At 71.3% G+C, this 22333-nt stretch carries 21 protein-coding genes; 7 read left to right on the top strand and 14 right to left on the bottom strand.

Translation table 11 applies throughout. The annotated features are described in order from the left end of the window. Positions 1 to 118 precede the first annotated feature (118 nt). From proC to IW256_RS01745, 7 genes are all read right to left on the bottom strand, one after another. Entirely contained in the window at positions 119 to 913 is a 795-nt protein-coding gene (gene proC / locus IW256_RS01775) for a pyrroline-5-carboxylate reductase (protein WP_197009271.1), read from the bottom strand. A gap of 138 nt (positions 914 to 1051) precedes the next feature. Continuing rightward, positions 1052 to 1972 carry a proline dehydrogenase family protein gene (locus IW256_RS01770; RefSeq protein WP_197009270.1) on the bottom strand — a complete coding sequence of 307 codons (921 nt, stop codon included), beginning with the start codon at positions 1970 to 1972 and terminating at the stop codon, positions 1052 to 1054. Positions 1973 to 2048: 76 nt separating this feature from the next. Further along, the gene (locus IW256_RS01765) at positions 2049 to 3218 is read right to left on the bottom strand and encodes an LCP family protein (protein WP_197009269.1); all 1170 of its coding nucleotides are present in this window, start codon (positions 3216 to 3218) and stop codon (positions 2049 to 2051) included. A gap of 112 nt (positions 3219 to 3330) precedes the next feature. After that, on the bottom strand, positions 3331 to 4065 hold the full coding sequence (locus IW256_RS01760; RefSeq protein ID WP_197009268.1) for an ABC transporter permease: 735 nt from the start codon (positions 4063 to 4065) through the stop codon (positions 3331 to 3333). Further along, positions 4062 to 4802: an ABC transporter ATP-binding protein gene (locus IW256_RS01755; protein ID WP_197009267.1), complete on the bottom strand. Its 741-nt coding sequence runs from the start codon at positions 4800 to 4802 to the stop codon at positions 4062 to 4064. The genes IW256_RS01760 and IW256_RS01755 overlap by 4 nt, the downstream gene beginning before the upstream one ends. A gap of 188 nt (positions 4803 to 4990) precedes the next feature. After that, entirely contained in the window at positions 4991 to 5614 is a 624-nt protein-coding gene (locus IW256_RS01750; RefSeq protein WP_197009266.1) for a TetR/AcrR family transcriptional regulator, read from the bottom strand. After that, positions 5611 to 6495 carry a sugar phosphate isomerase/epimerase family protein gene (locus tag IW256_RS01745; protein ID WP_197009265.1) on the bottom strand — a complete coding sequence of 295 codons (885 nt, stop codon included), beginning with the start codon at positions 6493 to 6495 and terminating at the stop codon, positions 5611 to 5613. The genes IW256_RS01750 and IW256_RS01745 overlap by 4 nt, the downstream gene beginning before the upstream one ends. A 188-nt stretch (positions 6496 to 6683) precedes the next feature. On the opposite strand from IW256_RS01745, the gene IW256_RS01740 reads away from it, so the two are divergent. The 4 genes from IW256_RS01740 (at position 6684) to disA (ending at position 11411) form a co-directional block, all read left to right on the top strand. After that, positions 6684 to 7382 carry a class I SAM-dependent methyltransferase gene (locus tag IW256_RS01740; protein WP_197009264.1) on the top strand — a complete coding sequence of 233 codons (699 nt, stop codon included), beginning with the start codon at positions 6684 to 6686 and terminating at the stop codon, positions 7380 to 7382. Positions 7383 to 7414: 32 nt separating this feature from the next. Beyond that, the gene (locus tag IW256_RS01735) at positions 7415 to 8494 is read left to right on the top strand and encodes an alpha/beta fold hydrolase (RefSeq protein ID WP_197009263.1); all 1080 of its coding nucleotides are present in this window, start codon (positions 7415 to 7417) and stop codon (positions 8492 to 8494) included. 204 nt (positions 8495 to 8698) lie between these two features. Next, positions 8699 to 10213 carry a DNA repair protein RadA gene (radA, locus tag IW256_RS01730; RefSeq protein ID WP_197009262.1) on the top strand — a complete coding sequence of 505 codons (1515 nt, stop codon included), beginning with the start codon at positions 8699 to 8701 and terminating at the stop codon, positions 10211 to 10213. A gap of 115 nt (positions 10214 to 10328) precedes the next feature. Continuing rightward, the gene (gene disA, locus IW256_RS01725) at positions 10329 to 11411 is read left to right on the top strand and encodes a DNA integrity scanning diadenylate cyclase DisA (protein ID WP_197009261.1); all 1083 of its coding nucleotides are present in this window, start codon (positions 10329 to 10331) and stop codon (positions 11409 to 11411) included. Positions 11412 to 11501: 90 nt separating this feature from the next. Here disA and IW256_RS01720 read toward each other — a convergent pair whose 3' ends face one another. Continuing rightward, entirely contained in the window at positions 11502 to 12146 is a 645-nt protein-coding gene (locus tag IW256_RS01720; RefSeq protein ID WP_197009260.1) for a hypothetical protein, read from the bottom strand. An 80-nt stretch (positions 12147 to 12226) separates the two neighbouring features. Between IW256_RS01720 and IW256_RS01715 the strand changes: the two genes are divergently transcribed. Next, the gene (locus IW256_RS01715; RefSeq protein WP_197009259.1) at positions 12227 to 13099 is read left to right on the top strand and encodes an HhH-GPD family protein; all 873 of its coding nucleotides are present in this window, start codon (positions 12227 to 12229) and stop codon (positions 13097 to 13099) included. Between the two features lie 241 nt (positions 13100 to 13340). Next, positions 13341 to 14405 carry an adenosine deaminase gene (gene add / locus IW256_RS01710; RefSeq protein WP_197009258.1) on the top strand — a complete coding sequence of 355 codons (1065 nt, stop codon included), beginning with the start codon at positions 13341 to 13343 and terminating at the stop codon, positions 14403 to 14405. A gap of 73 nt (positions 14406 to 14478) precedes the next feature. Here the strand turns inward: add and IW256_RS01705 are convergent, their stop codons facing one another. From IW256_RS01705 to IW256_RS01685, 5 genes are all read right to left on the bottom strand, one after another. Beyond that, positions 14479 to 16992, bottom strand: coding sequence for an ATP-dependent Clp protease ATP-binding subunit (locus IW256_RS01705; RefSeq protein ID WP_197009257.1), 2514 nt, complete (start codon positions 16990 to 16992; stop codon positions 14479 to 14481). A gap of 337 nt (positions 16993 to 17329) precedes the next feature. Further along, positions 17330 to 17653 (bottom strand): histone-like nucleoid-structuring protein Lsr2, encoded by a 324-nt coding sequence (locus IW256_RS01700; protein ID WP_197009256.1) that lies wholly within the window; start codon positions 17651 to 17653, stop codon positions 17330 to 17332. A gap of 689 nt (positions 17654 to 18342) precedes the next feature. Then, positions 18343 to 19005: an RDD family protein gene (locus IW256_RS40725; protein ID WP_231403606.1), complete on the bottom strand. Its 663-nt coding sequence runs from the start codon at positions 19003 to 19005 to the stop codon at positions 18343 to 18345. A gap of 8 nt (positions 19006 to 19013) precedes the next feature. Then, positions 19014 to 19886, bottom strand: a complete 873-nt coding sequence (locus IW256_RS01690) for an RDD family protein (protein ID WP_197009255.1) — start codon at positions 19884 to 19886, stop codon at positions 19014 to 19016. Positions 19887 to 19889: 3 nt separating this feature from the next. Continuing rightward, complete coding sequence (locus IW256_RS01685; RefSeq protein ID WP_420535382.1) at positions 19890 to 20399, bottom strand: amino-acid N-acetyltransferase; 510 nt, start codon at positions 20397 to 20399, stop codon at positions 19890 to 19892. A gap of 366 nt (positions 20400 to 20765) precedes the next feature. On the opposite strand from IW256_RS01685, the gene IW256_RS01680 reads away from it, so the two are divergent. Further along, positions 20766 to 21755, top strand: a complete 990-nt coding sequence (locus IW256_RS01680) for an NlpC/P60 family protein (RefSeq protein WP_197009254.1) — start codon at positions 20766 to 20768, stop codon at positions 21753 to 21755. 273 nt (positions 21756 to 22028) lie between these two features. Here IW256_RS01680 and IW256_RS01675 read toward each other — a convergent pair whose 3' ends face one another. Next, positions 22029 to 22259, bottom strand: coding sequence for a LuxR C-terminal-related transcriptional regulator (locus IW256_RS01675; protein WP_197009253.1), 231 nt, complete (start codon positions 22257 to 22259; stop codon positions 22029 to 22031). Between the last annotated feature and the right edge of the window lie 74 nt (positions 22260 to 22333).

Here is a 22333-nt window from a genome sequence, read left to right as displayed (position 1 = left end):
ACAAGGACCGGTTCGGATCAACCGGTCGGGGAGGTGACATTCGCGATAGTCGATCTTCGTCGCGGCGTCGCGGCGTCCCGGCGGCGCCGCGGCCCAGAAGTGCGGCGGCGCGGCGCGGTCAGCCGCCGGCGAGTTCGCGGCCCCGGTCGTGCGCGGCCTGGATGGCCTCCAGGACGGCGGCGCGGACGCCGTGCTTCTCCAGCTCGCGGATCGCGGCGATCGTCGTCCCGCCGGGCGAGGTCACCGCCTCGCGCAGCAGCACCGGGTGCTCGCCGGAGTCGCGCAGCATGACGGCGGCGCCCACGGCCGACTGGATGACCATCTCCAGCGCCGCCGCCCGCGGCATGCCGAGGAGGATGCCCGCGTCCACCATGGCCTCGACCAGGTAGTAGAAGTAGGCCGGGCCGCTGCCGGACAGGGCGGTGGCGCCGTCCTGCAGCGTCTCGGGCAGGCGCAGCACCTTGCCGACCGGCGACAGCAGCTCCTCGGCCTGCTTGAGGTGCTCCTCGCCCGCGTGCGACCCGGCCGAGATGACGCTCATCGCCTCGTCCACGTGCACCGGCGTGTTGGACATGACCCGCACGACGGGGACGCCCTCGGGCAGCCGCGCCTCGATGAAGCCGGTGGTGATGCCCGCCGCCATCGAGATGACCAGCCGCCCCGGCCGCACGTGCGGGCCGATCTCCTCCAGCAGGACGCCCATGTCCTGCGGCTTGACCGCCAGGACCAGGGTCTCGGCGGTGGACGCGGCCTCGACGTTGCGGGTGATCTCGATGCCGTGCCGTTCGCGCAGCAGGGCGCCGCGCTCGTCCCGGCGGACGGTGGCCATCAGCTCGGAAGGGGCGAGTCCGGCCCGCAGGACCCCGGACAGCAGCGCCTCGCCCATCTTCCCGGCACCCAGAATCGCGATCATTTGTGCACCTTGACGTGGGGATTCAACGACCATTTCAGCCTAGCGTCCCGCCCCCCGGCCCTCGCGCGCCGAACGCGCGATCCGGCCGGGCCGCAGCTCACGGCCGGGCCGCAGGTCACGGCCGCGCGGACGGGCCGTCTACGACCTGGTGGCCACCGAACGCAGGAAGAAGCCGAGGTTGGCGGGACGCTCGGCCATCCGCCGCATGAAGTAGCCGTACCACTCGTCCCCGTAGGCGACGTAGACGCGCACCCGGGCGCCCTGCGCGGCCAGGCGCCGCTGCTCGTGGGGCCGGATGCCGTACAGCATCTGGTACTCGAAGTCGTCGGGCTCGCGCTCGTTCAGCACCGCGAGCGCGGCGGCGATCTCCACCAGGCGCGGGTCGTGGGTGGCGAGCATCGGATAGCCCTTGCCGGCCATCAGGACCTTCATGCACCGCACGTAGGACCGGTCGACCTCGTCCTTGCCGGTGAAGGCCACGGTGTCGGGCGCGGCGTAGGCGCCCTTGCACAGCCGTACGCGGGAGCCCTCGTAGGCCAGCTCGGCGCAGAACTCCTCGGCGCGGCGCAGGTACGCCTGGATCGCCACGCCCGTGTCGGGGAAGTCGCGCCGCAGCTCGTGCAGGACGCGAAGGGTGGAGTCGACCGTCTCGTGGTCCTCGGTGTCGAGGGTGACCGTGGTGCTCGCCGAACGCGCCGCGCCGCAGATCCGGCGGGCGTTCTCCAGCGCCCGGTCCTCGTCGAACGCCTGCCCGACCGCGGTGAGCTTGAGCGACACCTCGGCCCGCGCGCCCAGGCCCGCGGCCGACAGCCGGTCCAGCAGTTCGAGGTACCGCTTGACGGCCACGTCGGCCTGGCCCTCGTCGGGGGCGGCCTCGTCCAGCACGTCCAGGCTGACCAGCAGCCCCGCGCCGGTGAGCGTCTCGGTGGCGCGCAGCGCGTCGTCGAGCGACTCGCCCGCGATGAACCGGCGTACGACGCCGCGGGTCAGCGGCGCGGTCCGGACGAGCCGGCGGGCTCCTCCGCTGCGCGAGGCGGCCAGCAATGCCTGACGAAACACTTCCCCGATCCCCTTCTCCGGACGGGACGGCCGCGCCCCGCCCTCCCCAGGTTAACGTCCGGGCAGGGGGCCGGGATCATGACACGGTGCCGACCTTGGAGCCGCCGCCGTACCGCTGGACGTACTGCGCCACCTCGGCCGTCCGCACCGCCTCGAACAGGGCCGACGACCGGGTCCTGTCCAGCAGGACCACGCTCTGCCTGGCCCGCTGGGCGCTGCCCTTGTGGGGCACCGTCATGAAGCTCACATCGCCGGGCCGCACGCCGCGCATGCTGAGCGCCAGCGAGCGCAGCTTGCCCGCCGAGACCGAGTCGTCCACGCTGATCGACTTGGTGAACGCGGACAGGAACCGGTCCAGCTTGATCGGGTTGCTGATCGTGCCGCCGTCCGCGGCCTTCTGCGCCAGCGCGCGCAGGAACGCCTGCTGGCGCCGGATCCGGTCGAAGTCACCGTTGGGCAGGTTGTAGCGCTGCCGGACGAACAGCAGCGCCTTCTCGCCGTCCAGCCGCTGCCGTCCGGCCTGCCAGTGCACCTTGCGGGCCGGGTCGTAGACGCTCTCCTTGATGTCCACCTCGACGCCGCCGAGCGCGTCGGTCATCGACTTGAACCCGTTGAAGTCGATCGCGCCGAAGTGGTCGATCCGGATGCCGGTGAGGTTCTCCACGGTCTCGATCAGCAGCGGCGGGCCGCCGAAGGAGAACGCGGCGTTGATCTTCTGCGGGCCGTAGCCGGGGATCTGCACCCAGGAGTCCCGGGGGAACGAGATCACGTACGCCTTGCTGCGATCGGCCGGCAGGTGCAGCAGCATGATCGTGTCCGACCTCTGCTGACCCGGCTTCCAGACCGGCCCGTCCGAGCCGGTGGTCCCCACCTCGGCGCGGGTGTCGGACCCGACCAGCAGCCAGTTCTCGGTGCCGGTGACGCTGGGGCCGGGGCGCTTCTTGCCGCTCGGCATCACACCGGGCAGCCGGTCGATGTTGCCGTTGTAGGAGGACTCGCGCTGCCAGGCGAGGCCGGCGACGCCCACCGCCACCAGCACGACGAACACCGCCACGGCGGCCAGGATCCGGAGCCCGCGGCGCTTGCGGGGAGCCTTCCCCGGAGCCGTGCCCGGCCCGTCGTCCCCGGAGCCGTGCCCGCCGGGACCCGGAAGCCCGCCGGAGGGCGCGGCCGCGGGGTCACCGGAGTCACCGTGACCCCCGGGCCGCCGTGCCTGGGGGGAACCGGGGAGGTCATGGGGGTTCATGCCGCGCGAGGTTATCAGCCGTCCCCGGTGGTCAGACCCTCCTCCGCGTGGCCGCAATCGGCGCCCGTCCCGGCCGTCACGACCACGCGAGATCCTGTGATAAATCCGTCCGTCAGCCGGTACGGCGGCGCAGCGTGACCGCCCCCAGCGCCAGCGCCAGCAGCGCGCAGCCGAAGATCACAACGATGTCCAGGATCAGCGTGCCGCTGAACCCGGGCTCCGCCGTCACCTCCCGCATGGCGTCGGTCGCGTACGACAGGGGCAGCACGTTCGAGATCGCCTCCAGCCAGCCGGCCATCTGCTCGCGCGGCACGAGCAGGCCGCACAGCAGCGTCTGCGGCAGGATGAACGCGGGCATGAACTGCACCGCCTGGAACTCGGTCCGGGCGAAGGCGCTGGCGAACAGCCCGAGCGCCATGCCGAGCAGCGCGTCCAGCACCGCCACCAGCAGCAGCGTCCAGGCCGACCCGGCCAGGTGGAGGTCGAGCCAGGTCAGCGAGATCGCCAGCACCACCCCGACCTGGACGAACGCCAGCAGGCCGAACGCCAGGGCGTACCCCAGCAGCAGGTCGAGCTTGGCGATCGGCATGGTCATCAGCCGTTCCAGCGTGCCGCTGGTGCGCTCGCGCAGGGTGCCCACGCTGGTCACGATGAACATGATCACCAGCGGGAAGATCCCCAGCAGCATCGGCCCGATCCGGTCGAACGCCCCCGGCCGGTCGAACACGTACCGCAGCAGGATCATCAGGATCGACGGCACGCCCAGCATGAGGGCGATCGTCCGCCGGTCGTGACGGAGCTGGCGCAGGATGCGCCGCGCGGTGGCCAGGGTGATCCCGATGTTCACGATGTGCTCCCCGTGCTCGCAGCGTGGCCGGTGATCAGGTGGAGGAAGGCGCCCTCCAGGTCGCGGGCGCCGGTACGGGAGCGCAGCGACTCGGGGGTGCCGTCGGCCAGGATCCGGCCCTCGCGCATCAGCAGCAGCCGGTCGGTGCGGCCCGCCTCGTCCATGACATGGCTGGACACCAGCAGGGTGGTGCCGTGCCCGGCCAGCTCCCGGAACAGCTCCCACAGCTCCTCGCGCAGCACCGGGTCCAGCCCCACCGTGGGCTCGTCCAGGACGAGCAGTTCCGGCGAGCCGAGCAGGGCGACCGCCAGGTTGGCGCGGCTGAGCTGGCCGCCCGAGAGCGTTCCCACGATCTGGTCGCGGGACCGGCCGAGGCCGACCTCCGCGATGACCCGGTCGACGTCGGAACGCGGGGCGCCCAGCACGGAGGCGAAGTAGCGCAGGTTCTCGCGGACGGAGAGGTCGGCGTACACGGCGGGCGACTGGGTGGCGTAGCCGACCCGGCGGCGCAGCCCGGCGGACCCGGCCGGCTCGCCGAGGACGGACACCTCGCCGTCCTGGACGATCTGGACCCCGACCAGGGCCCTCATCAGCGTGGTCTTGCCGCACCCGCTGGGGCCGAGCAGCCCCACCACCGAGCCGGGCGCCACCTCGAAGGTGAGCCCGTGCAGGACCTCACGGCCGCCCCGTACCACCCGCAGGTCGCGCACGCGGACCGCCGGTCTAGAACTCATCATGTGTTGAATTTAGGTGGACGTCCGGACGCGGTCAAGGGCCCGTACCCGTCCTCCGGAAAAGGGACGCCCCGCTCCGGGCACGGGAAAGGGCCGCCCCGCGGCGCGCGGGCACGGCGCGCGGCAGGTGGCGGGCGGCAGGCGGCAGGCGGCAGGCGGCAGGCGGCAGGCGGCGGGGGCGAACGGAAGGGTCAGGCGAGGTACTGCTGGATGACCGGCGCCAGCAACTCGACCAGTTCCTCGGAGGAGGCCGACGCGATCGGCTCGACCCGGAGCACGTACCGGAGGATCATCACGCCGATCATCTGGCCTGCGGCGGCGTTGATCCGCAGCATCGGGATCCCGTGCGTCTCCCCCGTCCGGCCGAACAGGGCCGTGGTCACGAACTCGCGGAGCAGCACCGCGGCCTGCTCGTTGGTCATCGCGGAACGGAGCATGGCCAGGATCGGCGGGCGCCGCTCGTCGTCGCCCCAGATCTCCAGGAACGTGCGGACCATGGTCTCGCCGAGGTGTTCCCGAGGCGTCTCCGTGATCCGGGGCACCAGCCGCGAGAGGTCCAGCGGGAACCGCATGGCCTCGACGAAGACGCCCTCCTTGTTGCCGAAGAAGTGGTGGACCAGGGCCGGGTCGACCTCGGCGGAACGGGCGATGGCGCGCAGCGAGGCACCGTCGTACCCCTTCTCGGCGAACAGGTCGCGGGCCGCCGCCAGGATCGCCTCGCGGGTCTCGGTCGGCCCGGGGCGGCGGCCGGGGCCACGGCCCGTGCCACGGCGGACGGGAGCGGACCGGCCGGGCGGCCGGGCCGGATCGGTCACCGCACGCTCCGGCGGGAGACCTCGCCGCCGGGCGTGACCTCCCAGGTGTGGTCGGCGGCGGCCAGGTGGAGGCGGGCGAACGCCAGCGCCTCGGCCAGGTCCTCCATCCGGTCGGCGCGGGTCGCCGCGCGGCGGGTGTTGACCTCCAGCACGATGTGGCCGCGGTAGCCGTCGTCGGCCAGCTTCTCCAGCATCGGGCCGCACGGCTGGTTGCCGCGGCCCGGCACCAGGTGCTCGTCCTTGTTGGTGACGCCGACGCCGTCGGCCAGGTGGATGTGGCGCAGCCGGTCGCCGAGGTCACCGGCCATGTCGACGGCGTCGGAGCCCGAGACCGCGGTGTGCGACAGGTCCAGCGTCACGTACGGGTAGTCCTGGTCGACCGGGTTCCAGTCGGGGAGGTACATGCCCGCCTCGGCACCGCGCGCCTTGAGCGGGAACATGTTCTCGACCGCGAACAGGACGTCGGTCTCCTCCTGCATCCGGGCGAGCCCCTCGACGAACTCCCGGGCGTACTCGCGCTGCCAGCGGAACGGCGGGTGCACCACGACCACCTCGGCGCCCAGCTCCTCGGCGACCTCCTTGGAACGCACCAGCTTGCCCCAGGGCTCGCGGCCCCAGACCCGCTGGGTGAGCAGCAGGCAGGGCGCGTGGATCGACTTGATCGGGACCTGGTGGTAGTCGGAGAGCCGGCGCAGCACGTTGAGGTCCTGCGAGGAGGCGTCGGTGGAGACCATGACCTCGATGCCGTCGTACCCGAGCAGCGCGGCGATCTCGAAGGCGCTGGGCACCTTCTCGGGGTAGACCGACGCGGTGGACAACGTGATCGGCGCGTCCGGTACGCGGACGGCCGGGGTTGCGGCGCCGTTGTGCTGCGGGGTCAAGGCTCGCCTCGCCTGGGTGGTCGCTGAGCAGTTCCGTCGTGGGCTCCGTCGGGCAGGACCCGATGGCTCCCCCTGCCCCGCCCGCGGGCTCACGCAACGGAAAGCCTATGCGCCCGCGGGCCCCAAGAAACCCTCGGGTGGCGGTGAACCTGATTTCTTGACGCCCGGATTGACTACGCTGGGTCCCCGTGGCCGAGATCGCTCCGGGGGCCGTACCGAGCCCCAACATCTGGAACTCGCCGCGGGTGTACGAGCTCGAGAACCGCGCCGTGGACCCCGACGGCGTCCTCGATTCGGCGATGCGCGCGATCCGGCCCTGGGCCGGGGCGACGGTCCTCGACGTCGGCTGCGGCACGGGCTTCCACCTGCCCTTCTTCGCCCGCGAGGGCGCCCAGGTGATCGGGGTCGAACCGCATTCCGGGCTGGCCGCGGCGGCCCGCCGGCGCGTCCGCGACCTGCCGAACGTCACCGTCCGGGTCGGCGCGGCGCAGGCGTTGCCGCTTCCGGACGCCTCGGTGGACGTGGTCCACGCCCGGTGGGCGTACTTCTTCGGGCCCGGGTGCGAGCCGGGGCTGGCCGAGCTGGACCGGGTGGTGCGGCGCGGCGGCGCGATCTTCATCATCGACAACGACGCCACCCGGTCCACCTTCGGCGGCTGGTTCCGCCGGAGCCTGCCCTCCTACGACCCCGCGGCGGTGGAGCGGTTCTGGACGCGGCGCGGCTTCCGGCGGGAGCCGCTGACGATCCGGTGGTCGTTCGGCGACCGCGCCGACCTGGCCGCGGTCCTGCGGATCGAGTTCCCGCCCGAGCTGGCCGGCGAGGTCCTGCGCGAGCACGAGGGATGCGAGGTGGACTACGCGGTGAATCTGTGGTGGCGTTACGCCTGACCGAGGGTCGGAGGGGGCGGAAGGGGCAGCGCATGGGCCGGGCCGGCAGGACGGGCCGCGGGATCCTCACGGCGACCGCGCTCGGCGCGGGAGCGGCCGGCCTGGGCGCCGCCGGGGCCGGCCTGGCGGTGCAGCGCCGGGCCCTGCACCGGCTGCGGCTCCGCCCCGACCCGTACGCGGGCGAGCCGTTCGGGTCGCTGCGCGGGCGGCCGGTGACGGTGCGCACCGCGGACGGCGTCCGGCTGCACGCGGAGATCGACGGCGAGGACCGCACCGATCTGGCGATCGTCTTCTGCCACGGCTGGGCCCTCACCCAGGACTCCTGGCACTTCCAGCGCAGGGCGCTGAGCGGGCTGGGCCGGCTGGTCTTCTGGGACCAGCGCGGGCACGGCCGTTCCGACGGCGGCGACCGCGCCGCCTACGTGCTGCCCAGGCTGGCGCACGACCTGGCGGCGGTCATCGAGGGCACCGTCCCGCCGCGGACCCCGGTGGTGCTGGTCGGCCATTCCATGGGCGGCATGACGATCATGCGGTTCGCCGACGAGTTCCCCGGCCTGATCGGGAGCAAGGTGATCGCCACCGGCCTGGTGTGCACGTCGTCGGGCTCGCTCGCCGAGGTCACGCTGGGCCTGCCGGTCGCGCTGACCCGGGCCACGCGCCGGGTGCTGCCCGCGGCCCTGCGCGCGGCCGGCGCCGGGTCGGCGGTCATCGAGCGGGTACGCGACCTGGGCCGGGCCGGTTCCATGCTGATCGAGGACCTGGTGGCGTTCGGCCCGGACGCCGGGCCCGCCGCGGTGGCCTTCACCGAACGGATGATCTCGGGGACCCGGATGGACGCGTTCCTCGGCTTCCTCCACTCGATGATCACTCATGAGGTGATCAGCGAGTGCGGCGCCCTGGGCGGGGCCGAGACGCTGGTGATCGCCGCCGAGCACGACCGGCTCACCCCGGTCGGCCACGCGCTCAAGATCGCCGGATGTCTGCCGGCCGCCCGGCTGGAGATCGTCCCGTCCGCCGGGCACATGGCCATGCTGGAGCGCCCGGCGGTCGTCTCGGGCCATCTGGCCGAGCTGATCGGAAGCGCCCGCGGCTCCCTCGCCGGCCGCCCCTGACCTACGGCCCGCCCGCCGGACGGGCCGGCGCACTAGCGGATCGGTAAGACCAAGCTAACTTCAGATCACGGCAATCTCACCGTCCGTTTCCGGCGACCTCTCCGCCATCGCCCGGTCAGCTCCGGTCACGGAAGCTTTGCCCGTACGCGGGCGGCACGCGTGTCCCGGACCGGAGTGTCGGCGCGGACCCCTACGCTTCGTCGCATGGCGAAGGCGAAGACGGCGAAGCCGGCGTACCGCTGCGCGGAGTGCGGCTGGCAGACCTCCAAGTGGGTGGGCCGCTGCGGCGAGTGCCAGGTGTGGGGTTCGGTCACCGAGGCCGGCTCCGCCACCCCCGCCCGCGTCGTGGCCGCGGGGGCGGTCAGCTCCCCGGCCCTGCCGATCGGCAAGGTCGACGTCCGCTCCTCCCAGACCCGTCCGACCGGCCTGGACGAACTCGACCGGGTCCTCGGCGGCGGCCTCGTGCCGGGCGCCGTCGTCCTGCTGGCCGGAGAGCCCGGCATCGGCAAGTCCACCCTGCTCCTGGAAGTGGCCGCGCTCGCCTCCACCCCCAGGCGGGGCGACGGCGCCCCCGCCTCGCCACCGCCGCCCGGCGGCCCCGATGCCCTCGGCGGCGCCGGCGGTCCGGGCACGCCGCCCGGCGGCCCCGCCGGCGCCCGCAGCCCGGTCCTGTACATCACCGGCGAGGAGTCGGCCGAGCAGGTCCGGCTGCGCGCCGACCGGGTCGGCGCCATCACCGACGACCTCTACCTGGCCGCCGAGACCGAGCTGTCGGCCGTCCTCGGGCACGTCGAGCAGGTCGAGCCCACCCTCATGGTCGTCGACTCGATCCAGACGATCGGCACCTCCGAGGCCGACGGGGCGCCCGGCGGCGTCACCCAGATCCGCGAGGTCACCGCCAACCTCATCCGGGTCGCCAAGGAACGCGGCATCACCGTGGTCCTGGTCGGCCACGTCACCAAGGAGGGCGCCATCGCCGGGCCCCGCCTGCTGGAGCACCTGGTGGACGTGGTGCTCTACTTCGAGGGCGACCGGCACAGCCGGCTCCGGATGATCCGCGCCGTGAAGAACCGCTACGGCCCCACCGACGAGCTGGGCTGCTTCGACCTCTCCGAGGTGGGCATCGTCGGGCTGCCCGACCCCAGCGGGCTGTTCCTGACCCGCCGCGAGGAGCCGGTGCCCGGCACCTGCGTGACCGTCACCCTGGAAGGCCGCCGGCCGCTGGTCGCCGAGGTGCAGGCCCTGGTGGCCAAGTCGCACCTGCCCTCGCCCCGCCGCGCCACGTCCGGGCTGGACACCTCCCGGGTCGCGATGGTCCTGGCCGTGCTGGCCCAGCGCTGCAAGATCTCCATGCACGAGCAGGACGTGTACGTCTCGACGGTCGGCGGGGTGCGGCTGTCGGAGACCTCGGTCGACCTCGCCCTGGCCCTGGCGGTGGCTGGCTCCACCGTGGAGCAGGCCCTGTCCGGCAGCCTGATCGCGCTGGGCGAGGTCGGGCTCGCCGGTGAAGTGCGGGTCGTCCCCGGCGTGCAGCGGCGCCTGGGCGAGGCGACACGGCTCGGTTTCAAGCACGCCGTGGTGCCGCGCGGATCGCTCGAACTGGGCGATGGGACCCCCCTCAAGCGCGCGGATCCGCAACTGATGAGCTATGAAGGCATGAAAGTGATGGAAGTGGACAGCCTGCAGCAGGCGTTGCAGGTCGCCTTCACGGCGCCGTGACAGCGGCCCCGCCAGGGCGTTCCGGTCTCACTGTCCACGCTTACGTCCAGGTGGGGAACCCGTGACGGAGGGCTCCTCGGTAAACTGACGCCGTCCAGCGACCTCCGGGGGCCAGGTGCCAGCACACGACAAAGGTCATGATGAACGCCGCCGGGCCACGCTCGCCGCGGTGGCCCCGGGCACGGCGATCCGCGACGGACTGGAGCGGATCCTGCGGGGGCACACCGGCGGGCTGATCGTGCTCGGCTACGACAAGCTCGTCGAGGAGCTGTGCACGGGCGGCTTCGAGCTCGACGTCGAGTTCTCCGCCACGCGGCTGCGCGAGCTCGCCAAGATGGACGGCGCGATCGTGCTCGACGGCTCGCACACGCGGATCGTCCGCGCCGCGGTCCATCTGGTGCCGGACTCGACGATCCCCACCGAGGAGTCGGGCACCCGCCACCGCACCGCCGAGCGGGTGGCCCGCCAGACCGGCTACCCCGTCATCTCGGTGAGCCAGTCGATGCACATCATCGCGCTCTACCTCGACGGGATCCGCTACGTCATGGAGGACTCGGCGGCCATCCTGTCCAAGGCCAACCAGGCCCTCGCCACGCTCGAACGCTACAAGCTGCGGCTCGACGAGGTCTCCGGCACGCTCTCCGCCCTGGAGATCGAGGACCTGGTGACCGTGCGGGACGTCAGCGCGGTCGTGCAGCGGCTGGAGATGGTGCGCCGCATCGCCGACGAGATCGAGGGCTACGTCGTCGAGCTCGGCACCGACGGGCGGCTGCTCTCCCTCCAGCTCGACGAACTGGTCTCGGGCGTGGACGTCGACCGCGAGCTGATCGTGCGCGACTACCCGTCCGCCGGCGCCCGCGACCGCGGTTTCGACAGCGTCCTGGCCGCCCTGGACCGGCTGTCGGCCAACGAGCTGCTCGACCTGTCCACGGTCGCCGAGGTGATGGGCTTCGCCGGCCCCGACGCGCTCGACCTCCCGGTCAGCCCCAAGGGCTTCCGGCTGCTGGCCAAGGTCCCCCGCCTCCCCGGGCTGGTGGTCGAACGGCTCGTGGAGCACTTCGGCGGGCTGCAGAAGCTCCTGGCCGCCGGCATCGACGACCTCCAGGGCGTCGGCGGCGTGGGCGAGGCCCGTGCGCGCAGCGTCCGGGAGGGGCTGTCCCGGCTGGCCGAGTCCTCGATCCTGGAGCGCTACGTCTGATCCGGCGGTGAGCCGCCGGTGATCCGCCGGTGGTGGTCCGGCGGTGGTGGTCCGGCGGTGGTGGTCCGGCGGTGGTGGTCCGGCGGCACGTCAGCGGAGGCGGAAGACCTGTCTCGGCACCTTGTACCCGTCCGGCTTGAGCGTCGCGACGTACGTGCCGGGCCGCGCGCTCGCCCGCTCGCCCTCGCAGTCCTCGCCGGACCGCCTGCGGTCCCAGCTCACGGTGGCGGCGTACGGCACGCCGCGGCGCAGCTCCTTGACCGAGGAGGCCGGGCCGCGCGCGCAGGCCGACGAGGACCAGACGCGGTCGGGCCCGGAGGTGATCCGCACGTCGAGCGCGCCGGGACCGACATCGAGCCTGCACGTCCGGGCGCCGGTGTTCACCGCGGTCACCCGGAACCGGGGCCGGTCTCCGGCGGCGTAGGTGTCGCGGGACACCGCCATGGTGACGACGACGTCCTCGGGATCGCAGGCGTCACCGTCCCTCCGCACGGCCTTCGGGGTCATGGTCACCTTGGTCGTCGCGGTGACGGTGACGGTCGGCATCGCCGTCGGGACCGCGGGCTGCGAGGGCGCGGCCGACGGCCGCTCCCGTTCGGTCTCCGCGCCCCCGGACGAGCACGCCCAGCCCAGGACGCCGACCACGACGACGACTCCGGCCAGCGCCGCCGCGCGGCGCCGCCAGTACTGGTCGATACCCGAACCGTCGCCCTCACGTCCAGTATCCGAACCCATACGGTCAGTATGCATTCTTTGATCTTCGTTGCGGCGCCGACCCGCCGGACCGGCCCGCCGTGCCAGAATGGCGGCACACCATGAGCACCGCCTACACCGATCCGATCCTCCACTGGTACGGGGCCAACGCCCGCGATCTTCCCTGGCGGGCCCCGGACGCGACGCCCTGGGGCGTCCTGGTCAGCGAGTTCATGCTGCAGCAGACGCCCGTCGCCCGGGTGCTCCCCGTCTGGCACCGGTGGATGGAACGCTGGCCCACGCCCGCGTCCCTGGCCGCCGAGCCCTCCGGCGAGGCCGTACGGGCCTGGGGCCGGCTCGGCTACCCGCGCCGCGCGCTGCGGCTGCACGGGAGCGCCGCCGCGATCGTCGAACGGCATGGCGGGCGGGTGCCGTCCTCCCACGACGACCTGCTGGCCCTGCCCGGCATCGGCGCGTACACCGCCGCGGCGGTCGCCAGCTTCGCCTTCCGCCGGCGGCACGCCGTCCTGGACACCAACGTGCGGCGCGTCCTGGCGCGGCTGTGCTCGGGCGTGGAGTACCCGCCCAGGTCGCAGACCAGGGCCGAGGTGCGGCTGGCCGAGTCGCTGCTGCCGCTCGATCCGCCCACCGCGGCCCGCTGGTCGGTCGCGGTCATGGAACTGGGCGCCCTGGTCTGCACGGCCCGCACGCCGCGCTGCGTCGACTGCCCGGTGACCGGGCAGTGCGCGTGGCAGCGCGCCGGACGTCCCGCCTACGACGGGCCGCCCCGGCGCGGCCAGACCTACGCGGGCACCGACCGCCAGTGCCGGGGACGCCTCCTGGCGGTCCTGCGCGACGCCGAGGGCCCGGTCGAGAAGGGCGCGCTCGACGTGGTCTGGGCGGACGCCGTCCAGCGCGAGCGGGCCCTGGACGCCCTGATCGCCGACGGCCTGGTCGACCCGCTCGACGACGGCCGCTACGCGCTTCCGGCCTGACGTCCGCACCGGAACCGGCCGCCGCGCCCCGGGCCCCGTCCGCTCCTCGCCGCCAGGGCCGCTCCTCGCCGTCCGGGCGACTCACGTCCAGAACAAAACGCTCATATGAGCAAATGCAGGCCCTATCTAGGGTCATTTACGCCACGTATGGACATCTTGGACGGAATCGGAGGGGCGCGGCCCGGCTCCGTCCATGGAAAACCCTTGGAACGGCGACACGGCGAGGGCTTACCGTAGGCCGGTGCGTGACCTCGCGAGCCTCCCCAAGGCACATCTGCATGTCCATCTGGAGAGCACCGTACGATGGCCGACCCTCCGGGAGATCGGGAAGGCCAACGGCGTCACCTTCCCCGAGCATCTGGAGGCCGGGCATACCTTCGGCGGCTTCGCCGACTTCTTCGTCCAGAACGACCTGGTGCGCTCATCCCTGCGGCGCGCCGAGGACTTCCGCCGGATCGCCTACGAGTACTGCGAGGACGAGGCCGCCCAGGGCACGCGCTACGCGGAGGTGTCGTTCACTGCCGCGGCGCATGGCGAACGGGTCGGCGATCTGGAGATGCCGCTGGTCGCCGTCCTGGAGGGCCTGGCCAGGGGAGGCGCGGAGTTCGGCATCGAATGCCGGCTGATCCTGGACCATTCCCGCCGCAGATCCGTGGAGCGCGCCTGGCGGACGCTGGACCTGGCGCGGCGGTACGAGGAGGTCGTCGCCATCGGGCTGGCGGGCGACGAGGCCCATCCGGGCGACCCGTTCACGGCGGTCTTCGAGGCGGCCGGGGAGGCGGGGCTCCACGTCGTCCACCACGCGGGCGAGGCGGAGGGCGCCGCCAGCATCCGGCAGGCCCTGACGGCGGGACGGACCGAGCGGCTGGGACACGGCATCCGCGTCCTGGACGATCCCGACCTGGTGGCGGAGGTACGGGACCGGCGGATCCCCCTGGAGGTCTGCCCCTCGTCCAACGTGGTCCTCGGATTCGCCCCCTCGCCCGCCGAGCACCCCTTCCAGCGCCTCCGCGAGGCCGGCCTCGTCGTGACGGTCAACACCGACATCCCGTCGATGACCGGGACGCGGCTGGCCGGGGAGTACGCGCTCGTGCGGGACACGTTCGGCTACGACGACGCCGTCCTCGCGGAACTGGCCCGGGCGAGCGTCGCGTCCTCCTTCGCCCCCGAGGCCGTCAAGGCCCGGATCGGCGCGGGGATCGACGCGTGGCTCGCCACGGCGGCCGGGAAGCCTGAGGAGCCCACAGGGCCCACGGAGCCCGTGGAGTCCGGGGTGGATCCCCTCGCGAACGGTCACGCTCAGTAACCATTTCGGCAACGGGAAGGGGCCCGGACCGGAGGATCCGGTCCGAGCCCCTTACGCACTTTTGGGCGGGCGATCAGTCTTTGTTGAAGTTGACCGCGCCCTCGATCGGCGGCGGGCTGTCGGGGACCGTCGACGGCTTCGGCACACCCTTGAAGGTGAACGTGGCCTCCTCGCCGGTGCCCTCGACACCGACGATCACGATCTGCCCGGAGGTGACCTCGTTGTAGAGGATCTTCTCCGACAGCTGGTCCTCGATCTCCCGCTGGATCGTCCGGCGCAGCGGCCGGGCCCCCAGCACCGGGTCGTACCCGCGCTCGGCCAGCAGGTCCTTGGCCTCCTGCCGCAGCTCGATCCCCATGTCACGGTCCTTGAGCCGCTCGTCCACCTTGGCGATCATCAGATCCACGATCTGGATGATCTCCTTCGGAGTGAGCTGGTGGAACACCACCGTGTCGTCCACCCGGTTGAGGAACTCGGGCCGGAAGTGCTGCTTGAGCTCCTCGTTGACCTTCGACTTCATCCGGTCGTAGGAACCCTGCTCGTCGTTGGTCCGGGTGAACCCCAGCGACTGCCCCTTGGAGATGTCACGCGTCCCCAGGTTCGTCGTCATGATGATCACGGTGTTCTTGAAGTCCACCACCCGGCCCTGGGCGTCGGTCAGCCGACCGTCCTCCAGGATCTGCAGCAGCGAGTTGAAGATGTCGGGGTGCGCCTTCTCGATCTCGTCGAACAGCACCACCGAGAACGGCTTGCGCCGCACCTTCTCGGTCAGCTGGCCGCCCTCCTCGTACCCGACGTAGCCGGGCGGGGAACCGAACAGCCGCGAGACCGTGTGCTTCTCCATGAACTCCGACATGTCCAGCTGGATCAGCGCGTCCTCGTCCCCGAACAGGAACTCCGCCAGCGTCTTGGACAGCTCGGTCTTACCGACTCCGGAGGGGCCGGCGAAGATGAACGAGCCACCGGGACGCTTGGGGTCCTTCAGCCCGGCGCGGGTACGGCGGATCGACTGGGACAGGGCCTTGATGGCGTCTTCCTGGCCGATGACGCGCTTGTGGAGCTCGTCCTCCATGCGCAGCAGCCGGGCCGACTCCTCCTCGGTCAGCTTGAAGACCGGGATGCCGGTGGCGGTGGCCAGGACCTCGGCGATCAGCTCCTCGGTCACCTCCGCCACGACGTCCATGTCGCCGGCCTTCCACTCCTTCTCCCGCTGTGCCTTCTGGCCCAGCAGCTGCTTCTCGGAGTCGCGCAGCGCGGCGGCCTTCTCGAAGTCCTGGGCGTCGATCGCCGATTCCTTCTCACGCCGCACATCGGCGATCTTCTCGTCGTACTCGCGCAGGTCCGGCGGCGCCGTCATCCGGCGGATCCGCATCCGCGACCCCGCCTCGTCGATCAGGTCGATCGCCTTGTCGGGCAGGAATCGGTCACTGATGTACCGGTCGGCCAGCTGCGCCGCCGCCACCAGAGCACTGTCGGTGATCGACACCCGGTGGTGCGCCTCGTACCGGTCCCGCAGGCCCTTGAGGATCTCGATGGTGTGGCTCAGCGACGGCTCGGCCACCTGGATCGGCTGGAACCGGCGCTCCAGCGCCGCGTCCTTCTCCAGGTGCTTGCGGTACTCGTCCAGCGTCGTCGCACCGATCGTCTGCAGCTCACCACGCGCCAGCATCGGCTTGAGAATGGACGCCGCGTCGATCGCGCCCTCGGCCGCGCCCGCGCCGACGAGCGTGTGCAGCTCGTCGATGAACAGGATGATGTCGCCCCGGGTGCGGATCTCCTTGAGGACCTTCTTCAGGCGTTCCTCGAAGTCACCGCGGTAGCGCGAACCGGCGACCAGCGCGCCCAGGTCGAGGGTGTAGAGCTGCTTGTCCTTGAGCGTCTCGGGCACCTCGCCCTTGACGATCTTCTGCGCCAGCCCCTCGACCACGGCGGTCTTGCCCACACCGGGCTCGCCCACCAGCACCGGGTTGTTCTTGGTACGGCGGGACAGCACCTGCATGACCCGCTCGATCTCCTTGTCCCGGCCGATCACCGGGTCGAGCTTGCCCTCCCGGGCGGCCTGCGTGAGGTTGCGGCCGAACTGGTCCAGCACGAGAGAGGTGGAGGGCGCCGACTCGGAGGGACCGCCGGAGGCGGCCGGCTCCTTGCCCTGGTAGCCGTGCAGCAACTGGATCACCTGCTGGCGGACCCGGTTCAGATCCGCGCCCAGCTTCACCAGCACCTGCGCCGCGACACCCTCACCCTCCCGGATCAACCCCAGAAGAATGTGCTCGGTACCGATGTAGTTGTGCCCCAGCTGCAACGCCTCGCGCAGCGACAGCTCCAGCACCTTCTTGGCACGCGGAGTGAAGGGGATGTGCCCCGACGGCGCCTGCTGCCCCTGGCCGATGATCTCCTCGACCTGCTGCCGCACCGCCTCAAGGCTGATCCCCAGGGACTCCAGCGCCTTCGCGGCCACACCCTCGCCCTCGTGGATCAGACCAAGGAGGATGTGCTCGGTACCGATGTAGTTGTGGTTGAGCATCCTGGCCTCTTCCTGAGCCAGGACGACAACCCGCCGCGCGCGGTCGGTGAACCTCTCGAACATCTCGTCGCTCCTCACAGAGCGGTTGGCCAGCGTCCGGTATGTCCGAACCTGTCCTTCCGCATGCTAGCCCGCCCCGAGGAGGCCGCCCGGTGCACTCCACCAGGAGACGTTCCCCAGCTAACGCTGTTCAGTCTCATCCAACTACCGCACCGGTGCGTCATGTTCCCGCTACGCCCCAAGCGAACGGGGCCCTTTCGCGGCCCGGGTTCACGACGCTCGCGCGATCGCCGATTGGAACCTGTCTACCTCGCCGTGCCCGATACAACCCAAAGATCTCTACGCCACAAGCGAACGGCCCGTCTCACCATAGGAGACGGGCCGTTCAGGGCGAGGCGTCTCAGTGGGCGGCCTCGTACTTCTCGATCACATTGGCCGGGATGCGTCCACGCTCATTGACCTTGATGCCATGGTCCTTGGCCCAGGCACGGATCTCGGCGCTGCGCTCACGGCTTGAGGCGCCGCGCTGACGACGGCGGCGGGTGGTGGCGCCTGCCTTACGGGACTTCTCCACGAACGGCTGGAGAGAATCCCGCAGCTTCTTAGCGTTGGCGCTACTGAGGTCGATCTCGTACGAGGCGCCGTCGATCGAGAACGCTACGGTCTCGTCCGCCTCGCCACCGTCGAGGTCGTCGACGAGAAGCACCTGAACCTTCTGTGCCATGGGGACAGACCTTTCAGCTGGAGCAAACTGCATTCGGTTCTCAAAGATATACCGCGATCCTTGCCGATGACAATTCAACACTCGCGATGCCCCGAGATGAAGTCGCTTCCCCGGCGGTAACTCCGAGTAATCGACCCCCACCGAATCCGCGGCACGGGCGATACGCGACGGCAAGGGACGATACGCGACGACCGGCGACCCCGGGCGCGCCGCCCGTGGTGGCCTGTATGTATTTGTCCCATCGCCCGGCCGGGGCGGCGATTTCGGGTGACCGGCGTCACCCGGGGCGTCGCCGGCACCCTGACCAGCGCCCAGGATCGCGTATTGGACCGGTTTCCAGGAGCGCCGGGCTTTCCCGCCGGGGCCCACGGGTGAAGAAAAAGCCCGGCGACCACCTTAACGGGGCGGGCATCACCCACCCCTGCGCCATCGATTAACCCTGACGTAACGGCACTAACCCCACCGTCGCCGACGAATGCGGGGCAGGCCAGGGCACCCGCACGGCAGCGCGACCTGCCGCCCCGGCCGGGATGTACATGGATACCGGCGGGGGCGTGGTCGGCGAAATCCGTTGCCGTCGCGGGGGTCTCGGCCCGGTAAGTGCATCGTGGGCGAGTACGGCGCGGGTGACTCTACTGCATACCGATTACAGCGGATAAGTCCTCAATGTCGTCACACAAGCCTGCGGCTCAGGCGGCACCGCGCTTCACGACGACCGTCCCGGCGAGCCGGTCATGCAACGCCTGGCGGCGTTCGCCCTCGTACATCATCGCCGCGTTCCCCACCCAGAAGAGACCGGCGACCACACCGAACACGGGGACCGGCCGCACGGCAATAGGAAGCGCATACGTGGCGGTCCGCAGCAGGGAACGCGCCAAGCCAAGACGGCCTGGCTTCTCGAACGACTCTGGAAGGGGACCTTCACCTTCCCTTGAGGGTTCTGCACCCTCTCCAAGAGGCTCTACGGCGCCCGCAAGAAGCCCGGGACCTTCCTTGGAGTCCGGTGGGGGGTCATGGGCCTCCGGCGCCGCTGATATGCCCTCTGAGGCCGTCTGGCGCACGACTTCGATACCGGCGAAGCGCTTGCCGAGAGTGCGGCCCCAGAGGGCGAGCTGAATCCACTCGTACAGCAGGAGGAATCCCGCGACGGCCGCCGGCGCGACGACGTCGACGCCCCCGGCCGGGACGACCTCGCGCACGACCACCACCACGGGCAGCCCCACCACGAGGGTGTCGACGATCCGGGCGAGCAGCCGCTGCCCGGGCTCGGCCAGGCCGGACGGGCCCCCTTCCTCCGAGGGCTCCTCTCCGGGGAGCGGGCCGGCCGTGGACGCCTGATCCGCCGCCGCCATGTGCCGTCCTACCCCTCGTGTTCGCGGTACTGGCCGTACTCGTCCTGCTCGCCGTGCTCGCCGTACTCCTCACGCTCGTCGATGACGACCGTGCCGGAGAAGCGATCGTGCAGGGACTGGTGCAGCGGCTGGTCCCAGATGGCCCACAGGTAGGCCATCAGCCCACCGATCCACACGAGGAGCATTCCGTAGGCGAAGTACTCCCAGACCATCACCGCGAGGACGAGGAAGAAGAACACGCCGATCTGGTAACCGACGTGGACGACTCCCGCGCGCCATACCGCCTGGGTGGTCGTCACCGCGTCACCCGCGGGCCGTACCTGGACGACGCCGATGTGCATCATGCGCTTGCCCAGAGTGCGGCCCCACAGGGAAAGCTGCACCGCCTCGTAGATAAAGGGCAGCACCGACAGGACCGCGAAGAGCGTGAAGATGATCGGCCAGTTCCAGATGCCGCCCTCGGTGTCGGCCTTGCTTCCGGCCGAGCCCAGGCCGATCGTGCCGATGACGACCGGCAGCACGAGCGCGAATCCGAAGACCGCGACGAGCGCGTTGTCCAGAAGGCGCGCACCGGCCCGCCGGATGACGGGGGCGAGCGGCAGATCCGCCGCCTCTCCCACGCCGTCGTGACCGCCGTCGTAGTAGCCATAGTCCCCGTGGTCGCCGTAGCCCTCGGCGGTCTGCTGCTGCCAGTTCTGCTGGGGAGGGGACTGGTTCTGCCATTGCTGCGCCGGAGGCCGGCCCGGCTGGTGCGGCCCTTGCTGTTGCGGCTGCTGCCATTGGGAGCCCTGATAGGGAGGCGGAGGACCGTACGCACCCTGCCCTTGGGACGGGGGGCCCGGCGGGGGGTACGGCCTGCCGCGGCGGGGGGATCTACTCATCGGTCAGTCCTCCAGGCGAAGCAACATCCGGGTATTGCCCAACGTATTCGGCTTGACCCGATCAAGCTCCAGGAACTCTGCCACGCCTTCGTCGTAGGAACGGAGGAGTTCTTCGTACACCTCGGGCGAAACAGGAGTCCCCAGGATCGGGCGGAAGCCGTGACGCGCGAAGAACTCCACCTCGAAGGTAAGACAGAACACCCTCCGCACGCCCAGTTCCCGCGCCGTGTCCAGAAGCCGGTTCACGATCCGGTGGCCGATCCCGCGTCCCCCGTATTCGGGGTCGACCGCGACGGAACGGACTTCGGCGAGGTCCTCCCACATCACGTGCAGCGCGCCGCAACCCGCGATCCGCCCCGGGCGGTCCTCGGCGACCCAGAACTCCTGCACGTCCTCATAGAGCTTCACCGTGGACTTCTTCAGCAGGCGCCGTCCCGATCCGGCGTACCGGCCGATGAGCCTGTTGATCTCCTGGACGTCGGCGGTACGGGCACGCCTGATCTCGACTTCCACAACCAGCCGACGTTATCGGACTTCCCCCGCACGCTCCGGCGACAGGGTGAGGGGACACGGACCCGGCTTGCGCGGCAGGGGCCCGCCACCAGCGATTTCGCATGTTCGTGTTGGCAGCGCCCTCCGACTCCGTTAGTCTCCTGCGCTGGTATCGGCCGCCGGGACAGGCTGGCCGAATCCGCCGAGTCCAGGGGCCGCCGCCGGCGACCCGGGAGCCGGGGACCCGATTCCGCAAGGGTTCCAGGGCCGTCCCAGTGCCGAGGCCGCCCGAGGTCGTACCGCGATGATGCGCACCGATCCGCGGACGGGCCGCTCCGGCCCGCACCCGCCGTCCGCACCGGCCGGCGGTTGAGGAGAGGAGTTTTGGTGGAGCCACCGCGCCCCGGATCCTTTTCACGCCGTGCCCGTGCGGGCCGGGTACCCGCCGCGGCCCTGGCCGGCGCGCTCGTGACCGCCGCGGCCTTCGCGCACCCGGGCGCGGCGCACGCCGACCCCGAGCCCTCCACCAAGGAGCTGCAGAGCCAGGCCCACAAGCTCGCCGACCAGCTGGAGCAGCTCACCGAGCAGTACAACGGGCTGAAGGTCAAGCTGCAGCAGTCGCAGCGGGCCGCCAAGGTCGCCACCGACAACGCCGCACGCCAGGAGAGGTCCCTGGCGGGCGTCCGCGAGGACCTCGGCCGCCTGGCCGCCACCAGCTACATGCAGGGCGGCGCCGATCCCGCCGTGTCGTTCGTCACCGCCCAGGACCCCCAGGCCCTGCTCGACCAGGCCGCCACGCTGCGCTATTTCGCCGCGCAGGACGGCACCCGCGTCGCGAACATGATGCAGGCCATGCAGGCCGCCCAGCGGGCCCGCAAGTCCGCCGAGGACCGGGCCGCGCAGGTCGAGAAGCTGCGCGCCCAGCTCGACGGGCAGCGCGAGAAGGTCACCGGCCTGTACGAGAAGGTCCGCGGCAAGCTCGTCAAGCGGGACCCGAGCCAGCTGGGCAAGCTCCCGGTCGTCGGCACCGGCAAGGCCGCCCAGGCCCTCCGGCTGGCGATGGGCAAGATCGGCCGTCCGTACGTCTGGGGGGCGGCCGGCCCGACCACCTTCGACTGCTCGGGGCTGATCATGTGGGCCTACAAGCAGGTCGGCATCAGCCTGCCGCACTACACCGGCAGCCAGTGGAACGCGGGCACGCACATCTCCCGCGGCCAGATGCAGCCGGGCGATCTGGTCTTCTTCTACTCCGACCTGCACCACGTGGGCATGTACGTGGGAGACGGGAAGATGCTGCACGCCCCGCAGACCGGTGACGTCGTGAAGATCTCCCCCATCGGCGGGCGCCCCTTCGCCGGAGCGGTCCGGGTCGCCTGACCCCTGCCGCGCACTCCGTACGCGTCCGCGCTCCGTACGTGTCCGGGCATGAAGAAACTCCCGGAGCACCGGGAGTGAGACTTGGCGGGGGGCCTTAGCCCGGAGATCGAGGAACAACGTCCGCGGCGACGCCTCTGCAGGGACCTACCTGCCTGGGGGCGACGTCGCCGCAACGGGGGGGACGGAGTTCATCGGGTGTTCGCTGCCGTTCACTGGTTTCGCCCGCCTCCTCCTGCCGGGCGAGGACCCTCGGCCCTTGCGGGGCCGCCGACCCTAGATGAGCTGTCTACGGGCCGCCCACACCACGGCCTCGATAGGGGTGTTGACTTCGAGCCGATCGCAGATCGTCCGAAGCCTGCGCCTCAGGGTGCGTGCGCTCAGCTCAAGCTTTCGTGCCGCCACATCGGCTGTGACACCGCTGGCGATCTGCGCGAGGAGTCGGATCTCCTCCTCGCTCAATCGCAGATCTTCGGTGCCACGACGTGTGAGTGTGGCCTGTTCCACTCCGTCCTCCCTCGTCCATGGTGATGACCGCGGGGATGCAGCCGTTCGCTACACGGGCACGGGTAGGCCTCGAT

Source organism: Actinomadura viridis (genome assembly GCF_015751755.1).
GTDB lineage: Bacteria > Actinomycetota > Actinomycetes > Streptosporangiales > Streptosporangiaceae > Spirillospora > Spirillospora viridis.
Note: the sequence above shows the minus strand (reverse complement) of the source record. Positions and strands in the feature narration are given on the sequence as shown.